Source organism: Actinokineospora sp., assembly GCF_050699995.1.
Lineage (GTDB): Bacteria > Actinomycetota > Actinomycetes > Mycobacteriales > Pseudonocardiaceae > Actinokineospora.
On sequence record NZ_JBOHGC010000359.1, the window covers coordinates 1 to 9,787 of the forward strand.

Annotated in this window: 11 protein-coding genes and 1 pseudogene; 5 read left to right on the forward strand and 7 right to left on the reverse strand. The window is 69.6% G+C overall.

Annotated elements, in window-relative coordinates:
• A partial coding sequence (locus ACRDSQ_RS17515) for an AAA family ATPase (protein ID WP_431422488.1) occupies positions 1-1,004 on the reverse strand: 1,004 nt, incomplete at its 3' end.
• 550 nt (positions 1,005-1,554) lie between these two features.
• Here ACRDSQ_RS17515 and ACRDSQ_RS17520 point away from each other — a divergent pair.
• Entirely contained in the window at positions 1,555-2,211 is a 657-nt protein-coding gene (locus ACRDSQ_RS17520; RefSeq protein WP_431422489.1) for a hypothetical protein, read from the forward strand.
• An 84-nt stretch (positions 2,212-2,295) separates the two neighbouring features.
• A complete protein-coding gene (locus ACRDSQ_RS17525) occupies positions 2,296-3,087 on the forward strand; it encodes a hypothetical protein (RefSeq protein ID WP_431422491.1) in 792 nt (263 codons plus the stop codon).
• A gap of 59 nt (positions 3,088-3,146) precedes the next feature.
• Here the strand turns inward: ACRDSQ_RS17525 and ACRDSQ_RS17530 are convergent, their stop codons facing one another.
• Together ACRDSQ_RS17530 and ACRDSQ_RS17535 are read right to left on the reverse strand one after the other, a co-directional pair.
• Positions 3,147-3,980: a tRNA (adenine-N1)-methyltransferase gene (locus tag ACRDSQ_RS17530; RefSeq protein ID WP_431422492.1), complete on the reverse strand. Its 834-nt coding sequence runs from the start codon at positions 3,978-3,980 to the stop codon at positions 3,147-3,149.
• 65 nt (positions 3,981-4,045) lie between these two features.
• A complete protein-coding gene (locus ACRDSQ_RS17535; RefSeq protein ID WP_431422493.1) occupies positions 4,046-5,170 on the reverse strand; it encodes a site-2 protease family protein in 1,125 nt (374 codons plus the stop codon).
• Positions 5,171-5,294: 124 nt separating this feature from the next.
• Between ACRDSQ_RS17535 and ACRDSQ_RS17540 the strand changes: the two genes are divergently transcribed.
• Together ACRDSQ_RS17540 and ACRDSQ_RS17545 are read left to right on the forward strand one after the other, a co-directional pair.
• Entirely contained in the window at positions 5,295-6,191 is an 897-nt protein-coding gene (locus tag ACRDSQ_RS17540) for a RecB family exonuclease (protein WP_431422494.1), read from the forward strand.
• 342 nt (positions 6,192-6,533) lie between these two features.
• A complete protein-coding gene (locus ACRDSQ_RS17545) occupies positions 6,534-7,316 on the forward strand; it encodes a thioesterase family protein (protein ID WP_431422496.1) in 783 nt (260 codons plus the stop codon).
• Here ACRDSQ_RS17545 and hisG read toward each other — a convergent pair.
• The 3 genes from hisG to ACRDSQ_RS17560 are packed head-to-tail and all read right to left on the reverse strand — an operon-like array spanning position 7,313 to position 8,904.
• Entirely contained in the window at positions 7,313-8,158 is an 846-nt protein-coding gene (hisG, locus tag ACRDSQ_RS17550; protein WP_431422498.1) for an ATP phosphoribosyltransferase, read from the reverse strand. The genes ACRDSQ_RS17545 and hisG overlap by 4 nt on opposite strands.
• 42 nt (positions 8,159-8,200) lie before the next feature.
• Entirely contained in the window at positions 8,201-8,464 is a 264-nt protein-coding gene (locus tag ACRDSQ_RS17555) for a phosphoribosyl-ATP diphosphatase (protein ID WP_091370230.1), read from the reverse strand.
• 53 nt (positions 8,465-8,517) lie between these two features.
• Positions 8,518-8,904, reverse strand: a complete 387-nt coding sequence (locus ACRDSQ_RS17560; RefSeq protein WP_431422504.1) for a DUF3995 domain-containing protein — start codon at positions 8,902-8,904, stop codon at positions 8,518-8,520.
• A 98-nt stretch (positions 8,905-9,002) separates the two neighbouring features.
• On the opposite strand from ACRDSQ_RS17560, the pseudogene ACRDSQ_RS17565 reads away from it, so the two are divergent.
• Positions 9,003-9,161: pseudogene (locus tag ACRDSQ_RS17565) on the forward strand (TetR family transcriptional regulator); the annotation flags it as partial.
• A 391-nt stretch (positions 9,162-9,552) separates the two neighbouring features.
• On the opposite strand, the gene ACRDSQ_RS17570 reads toward ACRDSQ_RS17565, so the two are convergent.
• Positions 9,553-9,787, reverse strand: a 235-nt coding sequence (locus ACRDSQ_RS17570; protein WP_431422501.1) for an HAD-IA family hydrolase, incomplete at its 5' end; no start/stop codon positions are given.

The following is a 9,787-nucleotide window of genomic DNA, read 5'->3' on the forward strand; positions in this document are numbered from 1 at the left end:
TACTTGTTGAGCAGCTCCGGGCCTTTGATGTTGAGGAAGTAGCTGGTGTGCTTCTCCGTGCCCTTGCGGGCCGCCATCTGCTTGGCCAGGGAATTCGCCACCGCCTTCGCGATCAGCGTCTTGCCACAGCCGGGCGGGCCATAGAGCAGCACACCCTTGGGCGGGCGCAGCTCGTACTCGGCGAACAGGTCCTTGTGCAGGAAGGGCAGCTCCACGGCGTCGCGGATCTGCTCGATCTGCCGGAACAGGCCACCGATGTCGGAGTAGTCGACGTCCGGGACCTCCTCGAGCACGAGGTCCTCGACCTCGGCCTTGGGGACCCGTTCGTAGGCGTAGCCGGATTTGGTGTCGACCAACAGGGAGTCGCCGGGCTTGAGCGGGGAGTCCAGCAGCGGATCGGCCAGCCAGACCACTCGCTCCTCGTCGGCGTGCCCGACGACCAGCGCGCGGCTCGGCTTCTCGTCCTCGAGCCCGGTGAGCAGCTCACGCAGCGTCGAGACCTCGCCGATGCGCTCGTAGCCACCGCCCTCGACCACCGTCAGCGCCTCGTTGAGCCGCACCGACTGGCCGCGGCGCAACGTGTCCGCCTCGACCGCGGGCGAGACCGAGACCCGCATCCGCCGACCTGCGGTGAACACGTCGACGGTGCCGTCGTCGTGCACGGTCAAGAACACGCCGTAACCACTGGGTGGCTGGGCTAGGCGATCGACCTCCTCGCGTAGCGCGAGCAACTGGCTGCGCGCCTCACGCAGCGTGTCGACCAATTTGGCGTTGCGCTCAGTGAGCTGACTCACGCGCTCCGACGCCTCGGCCAACCGTTGCTCAAGCAACCGCGAATGCCGCGGCGATTCCGTCAGTTTCCGGCGCAGCAGGGAGACTTCCTCTTCAAGGAATCGAATCTGCGCGGCCTCCGAGCGCGACTCGCGCTCCTCTGGCTGGCCGGGCGTGTCACCGTGCTCATCGTCGGCTTCTTCTGGCCGACTGCCGGGACGATCGTGCTGCATGTCGGCACCTCCTCCCGAACTCGTACCTTCTACGGTACCGGCGATCACCGACAACAACAGAGCTTCCGGCTGTCGGAACCCGCGTGTCACATCTCAGCAATACCCACTCGGCGGCACTTGATCCACCAAGCCGGTCATTCGGAGGCCTGTCACCTCGCTACGTTGCGTCGGTGTATTACGCCAACCGCGCGCCACGTTGGCAACCCCATTTGGCCACCATGTGGACACTCCCACGTCACGGCGCAGGCGGGTCCACTCCGGACGTGCGGAGGACGCGCGGGGTCAGCATTCCCGATTCGTCATCCGATCGCGTCCGGGCGGAGTCCCCGAGGGGCCAATACCACCCGCGAGGCCAATAGGGTGCACATACCACGAAGGTCACCCTCACGGGATACCTTCCGAAGGGAACGAGACGGCCCCCAAGCCGTCTAGAGAACATTGTCGACGCAAGCAGTCGACGCAAGCAGTCGACGCAAGCAGTCGACGCAAGCAGTCGACGCAAGCAGTCGACGCAAGCAGTCGAAGCAGGCACGAGGAGTCAGGGGCGAGCATGACCTACCCACCGCAGCAGCCCGGCCCATACGGTCCGCAGGGGCCGTACGGGCAGCAGCCTGACCCCTTCGCGGGCCAGAGCGCCTATCAGGGCCTCGGTGGATATCCCGGCGGCGGTGAGCCGCCCGCGCCGGAGAACACGGGCAAGATCGTCGCCATCGTCGCGATCGCCGTGCTGTTGCTGGGCGGCGCGGGCGCGGCCGTCTTCTTCCTGACCAAGGGCGACGACAAGCCCACGGCGTCCGCTCCCGCGAGTTCTGCGGCGAAGCCCGAGCCGTCCGGCACCGACCAGCCGACGGACACGAAGTCGACGAAGCCCAAGGCGGAACCCACGGGCGCGGGCTCCCCCCAGGAGATCGTGGACGCCTACATCGCCGCGTACCAGGACAAAGACTTCTCGGCGGTCACCGCCGAGGCGTGCGAGGCCTACAAGAACAAGTACGGCACCGACACGACCTCACTGGAGGCGAAGCTGAGCAAGTTCGAGGTCAAGGGCACCGCGAAGGGCGAACCCGAGGTCAAGGGGTCCGTCGCCACCGCGCAGATCGACCTCGCGCTGACCCCGGAGACCGGCGAGCCCAAGGACGCCCACATCCGCATCAAGATCATCAAGGAAGACGGCGCGTGGCGGTTCTGTGGAGAAGAACCCGCCTGATCAGGATCGACCCGCAACGCCGCTCTCAGGGCGGACGATTCATCAACGAGTGTTCCACCAATAACCGAGGAGTCGGGTCCGGAGATGACCTACCCACCGCAGCAGCCCGGCCCGTACGGCCAAGACCCGCACGGCCAGCCCGACCCCTACGGTCAGCAGCAGCCCCACGGCCAGCCCGGATACGGTCAGCCCGGCCAGCCGCAGCCCGGTCAGCAGGCGTGGGGCCAGCCGCAGGGCTACGACCAGACCCAGCAGTACGGCCAGGTCCCCCACGACCCGTACAACGCCCCGGATCCCTACGCCCAGCAGCAGCAATACGGTGCCTACGGTCCGGGTGGCGTGCCGCCGAAGAGCAACACCGGCAAGATCGTCGCGATCGTCGCGATCGCGCTGTTGGTGCTCGGTGGCGCGGGCGCGGGCGTGTACTTCCTGACCAAGGGTGACGACAAGCCGAGCAACACGGCGACGACGGACACGACCTCGGCCAAGCCGAAGCCGAAGACCACCACGGAAGAGCCCACCGAGTCCTCCGAGGAGCCGACCACCACCACCACCAAGAAGTCCACCGGCGGCGGTGGCGCGGGTGGCGGCGGCGCGGACATCGCGGCCGCGGGCCAGAAGTACGCCGACGCGGTCAACGCCAAGGATGAGGCCGCGGCCAAGGCGCTGACCTGCGACGGGACCGACCCCGGCATCATGTACACCTCGGTCACCGACGGCGGCGCCGAGGCCAAGGTGACGGTGGTCGGCGAGCCCACGCTCTACGGCGACGAGAACGGCAAGGTCGACACCGAGGTCGTGATCGCGGGCAGCTCGCCGATCAAGTTCCCGATCGTGTTGGAGAAGAAGTCCAAGGGCTGGTGCGTCTCGCTCTGACGCTTCGACCACAAACCGGGTGGCCGGGCGAATGCCCTGACCACCCGGTTTCTCGTTTCTCAGCCCTTGCTGGGGCGGCGCTGCGGGCGTGGCGCGACGACGCCGTCGGCGAGCCTGCGGGCGGTCAGCAGGAACGCGGTGTGCCCGATCATCCGGTGCTCGGGTCGCACGGCCAACCCGACGACGTGCCACGGCCGGATGAGCGTCTCCCAGGCCTGCGGCTCGGTCCAGCAGGTCTGCTCGCGCAGGGCCTCGGTGACCTTGGACAGCTGGGTCGTGGTCGCCACGTAGACAACGAGCACGCCGCCGGGGATGAGGTTCTCCGCGACCACGCCGAGCTGCTCCCACGGGGCCAGCATGTCGAGGATGACCCGGTCGACCTCGCCGGAGTGCTCGGCCAGGTCGGACACGGTCAGTGTCCAGTTCTCCGGGTGCTCACCGTAGAACTGGACCACGTTGCGCTCGGCGTGGTCGGCGTGGTCCTGGCGGATCTCGTAGGACGTGACGCTTCCCGTGGGGCCGACCGCGCGAAGCAGCGAGCAGGTCAGCGCGCCGGAGCCCGCCCCGGCCTCCAGCACGCGCGCGCCCGGGAACATGTCGCCCTGCATGACGATCTGGGCGGCGTCCTTCGGGTAGATCACCTGCGCGCCGCGCGGCATCGACAGCACGTAGTCCGACAGCAGCGGGCGCAGCGCCAGGTAGGACGTGCCTGCCGCGGAGCTGACGACGGACCCCTCAGGCCGGCCGATGATGTCGTCGTGGGCGAGCGCGCCGCGGTGGGTGTGGTACTTCTCGCCCGTCTCGAGGACCAGGGTGTAGTGCCTGCCCTTGGGGTCGGTGAGCTGAACCCGGTCCCCTGCCTCGAAGGGACCGCTGACCTTGCGTGCCGACACCGACGCCTCGCTTCCGTCCTGCTGTGAACCAACGAGAGATGGTCGCAGAAGGGGAACCGGGCCGGTCAGTCAACCCCTCGGTCGAGGGCGGCGCGGAGATCGTCGCGGTGCAGCACGCCGCTCGGGCGGCCCTCGTCGTCGACGACGAGGAACTGCCAGGAGGCGGTCTCGTGGACGCGGTCGATGATGTCCTCCCCCGATTCCGCTGCGAGCAGCACCGACTCCGGGCGGATCGGCTCGGCGGCGAGTTCGGCGGGCGCGTGCGGGGTGCGCTCGGCCAGTTCGCGGGCGGCGATCTCGTCGAGCAGGCCCGCGGCGACCCCGTCGGCGCGCACGAGTACGACCCCTCGGCCCGCGGCAGCGCTGAGCGCGTCGGCGACCGGGCTCTCGGCGGGCAGTTGCAGAATGGGACGGACCAGGTCGGCGAGCCGCAGACCCGGCGGCCAGGTCCGCAGCCGCTCGTGGGCGAGTTCGCCGCCCGCGCCCGCGCCGACGAACCATGCGGTGAGCAGGCACACCCCCAGGCGCAGCCAGCGGTCCGGCGCCTCGGTGGCCAGGCCCCACAGCGCCCACAGGACGAGCAGGGCCGCGACCGCCCAGCCGCCGATCACCGCGGCCCGGGTCCCGGTGCCACGCTTGCCGGTGAGCGCCCAGACACCGGCGCGCAGCATCCGGCCGCCGTCGAGGGGCAGGCCTGGCAGCAGGTTGAACACGGCGACGGCGGTGTTGGCGAAGGCGCACTCCAGCACCAGCACCCACACCGGGCCGGACGCGGGCATCACGACGGCGGCAAGGCCGAACACGGCGGCGAGCGCGACCGACACCGCGGGCCCGGCGACGGCGATCGCGCCTTCGTGGCCGGGTTTGCTGGGGGTGCGGACGATCTCGGAGAGTCCGCCGAGCAGGAACAGCCGAAGCCTGCGCACGGGCAGACCGAGGCGAAGCGCGACCACGCAGTGTCCGAGTTCGTGCGCGAGCACCGAGAGCCCGAGCAGGACGGCGAAGGCGGTGGCCAGCAGCACCGAGGTGAGCATGGTCGCGCCGGGCAGCAGCCTGCCGACGAGCGGGGTGTAGAAGACGACCACGGCGGCCGCGCCGAGCCACCACGACGGCGCGAGGATGACCGGGACCCCGCTGTAGCGGAACAGGAGCAGGCCGCCGGGCGCGCGGGGTGCCGTGGTGCTCGCCATTGGGACACCTTAGGCCCGGCGTGTGTGACCACGGTGATCGCCACGGTGATCGCCACAGTGATCGCCACCGAACACGCTCGGCGTCCTCACCGGAACTGTCGGTGCCCGACACTATGGTCTGGGCATGTTCTCCGGACCAGGAACCGAACCGGGCTCGACGCCCGACCCGCAGGCGGCGCCCCGGCGCCCGGCGCTGTCGCCGTCGCGCGCGGGGGATTTCAAGCAATGCCCGCTGCTCTACCGGTTCCGCGCGGTCGACCGGCTGCCGGAGACACCGACCAAGGCGCAGGTCCGCGGCACGGTCGTGCACGCGGTTCTGGAGCAGCTCTACGCGCTGCCCGCCGATGAGCGGCAGCCGGAGCGGGCGCACGCGCTGATCGCGCCGACCTGGGAGCGGCTCTCGGCGGAGGAGCCGGGGCTGACCGCGATCTTCGACGGCGAGAGCGTCGAGGAGCAGCTGGCGGCGTGGCTGGAGTCTGCGGGCGGCCTGGTGGACGGGTACTTCGAACTGGAGGACCCGCGAAGGCTGCAGCCCGAGGCGTGCGAGCTGCTGGTCGAGACCGAACTCGACTCGGGGGTGCTGCTGCGCGGCTACATCGACCGCCTCGACGTCGCGCCGACCGGCGAGATCCGGGTGGTCGACTACAAGACGGGCGTCGCCCCGCGCGAGATCGGCGAGGCGAAGGCGCTGTTCCAGATGAAGTTCTACGCGCTGGCGCTGTGGCGGCTCAGGGGCGTGGTCCCCCGCCAGCTGCGGCTGATGTACCTGGCGGACCGCCAGTCCCTCGCGTATACCCCGGACGAAGCCGAACTGTCGCGTTTCGAACGCACCCTCGACGCGATCTGGACGGCCATCCTGCGCGCCGCGCCGACCGGCGATTTCCGGCCGAACAAGACCAAACTGTGCGACTGGTGCTCACATCAGGCGATCTGTCCGGCGTTTGGGGGGACGCCACCGGCTTATCCGGGTTGGCCGGAACCGGACTCGGGGGATGAGACGATCTTGGAACGGGCTGACTGAGCCTGTTTGGGTGGTCCGGTTCTGCCCCTTGCGTTTGCGGCGGTGGTGGGATGCCGGCGCGATCTGCAAGCCGTTCGGTTCTGCCCCTTTGCGTTTTGGGGCCGGTTGAGGAACTGTGGACTTCCTCGCCGCGCTCGCTGGGGACGCGACCCGATGCCTGAGGCGAGCCAACCCATCTACTGCAGCTTCGGGCGGTTGGGCTTTATTCGGGGCGGAGATGGCCCTACCCTCGCGGGGGTCGGGGCTCCCTTTCCCCACCTTCTCGACCCGCAGGGCCATCTCAGGGGTCCCCGAATCAAGCCCAACCACCCGAAGGTGCACCACCCACAAAGAGGCGGCCCGATGGCGTTCTACCTACCGCTGAAGGACAACAGCTTCGAGTCCACAGAGCACACCGCAGGCCCGTGGTCACCCGACAGCCAACACTTCGGCCCCCCTGCTGCCCTGCTCGCGCGTGCGATGGAAGCCCTCCCCGCGGCGCAGACCCCGGAGCAGCCATCGATGATCGCCCGTATCACCGTGGAGATCCTCGGTCCCCTGCCACTGGCGACAGTCCATGTCGACGCGACCGTCGAACGCCCAGGCAAGTCCGTCGAACTACTGGCAGCGGAGATGACCGCGAGCGACCGGGTCGTGGCGAGGGCGCGGGCGTGGCGAATGACCACATCGGACTCCGAGTCGGTGCGAACCGAGGACGGAGCACCGCTGAAAGCACCAGCGGAAGGCGTCCCCCTGGGCAGGCCCGAGGGGTGGGGAGGCGGCTATCTCGACGCGATGGAGATGCGGGCGCTCAACGGGTCCCTCGCCGAGCCCGGTCCCGCGACGGTGTGGGCGCGGCAGCGGGTGGCGTTGGTCAAAGGTGAGGAACCCACCGGGCTGCAGCGCCTGTTGGTCCTCGCCGACTCCGGCAATGGGGTCTCAAGTCTGCTCGACCCGCGCCGCTGGTACTTCATCAACACCGAGTTGACCGTCCACTTGCGCAGGCAGCCCGAGGGCGAGTGGATCGGGATGGACGCCCACACCGAGGTCGGGGACCACGGCGTCGGGACGGCTTTCACCGTCCTGCACGACCGCCGCGGTCCCCTCGCCCGTGGTGCTCAGGCGCTGCTGATCAAGCCCCGCTAGAGCCTGCAGGCCCGGATGTCGGACGCGAGGACGGCCTTGGCGCCGAGGGCGGCGAGCCGGTCCATGATCGCGTTGACCTCCTTGCGCGGGACCATGGCGCGCACGGCGACCCAGTTCGCGCTGGCCAGTGGGGCCACCGTGGGCGACTCCAGGCCGGGGGTGATCTCGATGGCCGCTTCGAGCAGCGACCGGTGGCAGTCGTAGTCGAGCATCATGTACTGCTGCGCGAACACCACACCCTGCAGCCGCGCCGCGAGCTGGTCGCGGGCCGGTGAGGGCTCCGCGGTGGCCCGCTGCACGAGGATGGCCTCGGAGACGCAGATGGCGTCCCCGAAGGCCACCAGGTTGTGCTGGCGCAGCGTGCGGCCCGAGCCGACGACGTCGGCGACCGCGTCGGCCAGGCCGAGCTGGATGGAGATCTCGACGGCCCCGTCGAGGCGGATGACGTCGGCGGTCACGCCGTGCCGGGCGAGGTCGTCGATGACCAGGTTCGGGTACGACGTGGCCAGCCGCTTGCCGTCGAGGTCGCCGACCTTCCAGTCGCGGCCCGCGGGGGCGGCGTAGCGGAAGGTGGAGCCGCCGAAGCCGAGCGCGAGCTTCTCGATGACCGGCGCGCGGGAGTCGAGGGACAGGTCGCGGCCGGTGATGCCGAGGTCGAGCTCACCGGAGCCGACGTAGATCGCGATGTCCTTCGGGCGGAGGAAGAAGAACTCCACCTCGTTGGCCGGGTCGATGACGGTCAGGTCACGGGACTCGTGGCGCTGCCGGTAGCCGGCTTCGGTGAGCATCTCGGACGCGGCGACAGCCAGCGCCCCTTTGTTCGGTACTGCGACGCGCAGCATGGGAGAACTCCTGGGATCGAGGGTGCGGTGACGGCCTACCGGTCACAGATGTCGGTAGACGTCTTCCAGCGTCAGGCCCCGGCCGATCATCAGGACCTGCACCCGGTAGAGGAGTTGCGACACTTCCTCCGCCAGCTCGTCGTCGGTCTCGTGTTCGGCGGCGATCCACACCTCGCCCGCCTCTTCGAGGACCTTCTTGCCTTGCGCGTGCACACCGGCGTCCAGCGCCGCGACCGTTCCCGAGCCCTCAGGCCGGGTCTTCGCCCGTTCGCTGAGTTCGGCGAACAGTTCGTCGAACGTCTTCACGAGCGACGATCCTTCCATCCCCACCCCGGACGCAGGCAACAAGGGGACCGAGGTCACCCGGTCGTGCCCACTGCGACGGCCAGACAGGCCCCGCCGAGCGCGACGCAGAGCGGTGCGTACACCCGCAGATCCCAGTAGGTGAACTCGGTGTCCTTGCGCGCCGAAGTGATGAAACCGGCCACCCCGCGGAACAGGAGCACCGCCGCCACGGTCGCCGTGCCCACCGGCGTAGCCCACCGCGGACCGATCACGCCGACGATCCCGGCGCGCGCGGCGACCAGGTAGGCCGCCGCGAACAGCGCGATCGCCACGAGCGCCGTCAGGAACCGGTTCGGCAGATCGTCAGCCTCCACGCCCACCACTTTCCGGGCGAATTCCGCGCGCGTGCGCACCGGCCACTGGCTGAACATCCACACCACGTGAATGGCCCCCACCAGCATCAACACGGTCGCGGCGATACCTCCGAGCACCATCATGAGCCACTCCCCTCCGTCGTCCATACAGCACTGTATGGACTTCCGTACAGTACTGTACGCCCGTGCCGAAGCCCAGACTGAGCCGTGCCGACTGGATCACAGCGGCGCTCGGCGCCCTGGCCACCGGCGGGGTGACAGCGGTCGCCGTCGACCCCATCGCCAACGCCCTCGGCGTGACCCGGGGCAGCTTCTACTGGCACTTCGAGACCCGCGCCGACCTGCTCCGCGCCGCCTTGGACTGGTGGGAGCACGAGGGCACCACGTCGGTCATCGACCGGGTCGGACACATCACCGACCCGCACGAGCGGCTGCGCACGCTGTTCTTCGTCGCGTTGTCCGAAGACCCGACCGAGGGCCTGGAGCCCGCACTGGTGGCCCACGCGGACGACCCGATCGTGGCGCCGGTGCTGAACCGGGTGACAGCCCGCCGGATCGACTTCCTGACCCAGGCCTACACGGACGCGGGCCTACGACCTGAGCGCGCTCGCCTCCAGGCCGTGGTCACCTACTCCGCCTATGTGGGGTGGACGGAACTGCGCCGCGCGACGCCCGACGCCGCCCCCGAGACGGTCGACGACCCGGTGGCGCTGGCGTATCTGATCGACACGATGGTCAACGCAGCGCGCGCAGAGCCTCCGGACCGAATCCCACCAGGGAGTCGCGAAGCAACCGCCGCTCCCCCGCCGCCACCGGCACATCACACGGCACCACAACGACCAGACACCCAGCCGCGACCGCCGAAGCCGTCCCGGTAGGCGAATCCTCGACCGCCACACACAGCTCGGCGGGAACGCCCAGCAGCCGCGCGGCCTTCAAATACGGGTCAGGCAACGGTTTGTTCAGCCCG